The sequence below is a fragment of the Streptomyces sp. UH6 genome (genome assembly GCF_013421635.1).
GTDB classification, from domain to species: Bacteria; Actinomycetota; Actinomycetes; order Streptomycetales; family Streptomycetaceae; genus Streptomyces; species Streptomyces abyssomicinicus.
In genome coordinates, this window is the sequence record NZ_JACADT010001453.1 from 1 (window position 1) to 1013 (window position 1013).

The following is a 1013-nucleotide window of genomic DNA, read 5'->3' on the forward strand; positions in this document are numbered from 1 at the left end:
GTCCGTGCCGGCCACGCCGCCCTCCGCCTCCGGCAGGGCCGCCGGTCCCAGCGCCTCCTGCACGTAGGGGCGGGCGTCCGCGGTCACCGGTGTGTGCGGGGAGGCGGTGACGAGGGAGTCGGCGGGCAGGTGGGCGGTGCCGAAGCGCAGCCGGACGGTGAAGACGGTGCCGCGGCCCTCGGTGCTGTCGGCGGTGATGGTGCCGCCGTGCAGGGAGACGAGTTCCCTGACCAGGGCCAGGCCGATGCCGCTGCCCTCGTGCGAGCGGGCACGGCTGGTGCGGATGCGGTGGAAGCGGTTGAACAGCCGGGGGATCTCGGCCTCGGGGATGCCGACGCCGGTGTCGGCGAAGGTCACCACGGCGTGGTCGCCGTCGCGCCGTACCGCCACCCGGACGGTGCCCTCGAAGGTGAACTTCAGGGCGTTGCCGAGCAGGTTGAGGACGACCTTCTCCCACAGGGAGCGGTCCAGGTGCACCGGCGCGCCCAGCGGCGGGCAGTCGACCTCGAGGGTGAGCCCGGCCCGTTCGGCGGCGGAGCGGAAGACTCCGGCCAGGTCGGTGGTGACCGCGCAGAGGTCGACGGGGGCGAAGGACGCCTTCAGCCGGCCGGCCTCGATCTGCGAGAAGTCCAGCAGGGTGTTGACCAGCCTGCCCATCCGCAGTCCGTTGCGGTGGGCGACCTCCACCTCCTCGCGCACCAGCGGGTCGGCGTCCGCCAGCCGTCCGCGCAGTTCCTCCAGCGGCCCCATGATCAGGGTCAGGGGGGTGCGGAACTCGTGGCTGACGTTGGAGAAGAAGACGGTCTTGGCCCGGTCCAGCTCGGCGAGTTCCTCGGCCCTGCGCTGCTGGGCCCGGTAACTGCGCGCGCTGGCGATGCCCGCGGCCACGTGGCCGGCGGCCAGTTCCAGGAAGGACCGGTACCCCTCGTCCAGCGGCCGGTAGCGGTTGAGCGCCGCGACCAGGAACCCGTACGGCGCGCCGCCCTGCCGGGGCAGCGGCACCAGCAGCGCCC

Annotated in this window: 1 protein-coding gene; it reads right to left on the reverse strand. The window is 73.7% G+C overall.

The genetic code is table 11. The features are described 5' to 3' along the window. On the reverse strand, positions 1-1013 hold a 1013-nt coding region (locus HW445_RS32540; protein WP_180224331.1), incomplete at both ends, for a cell wall metabolism sensor histidine kinase WalK.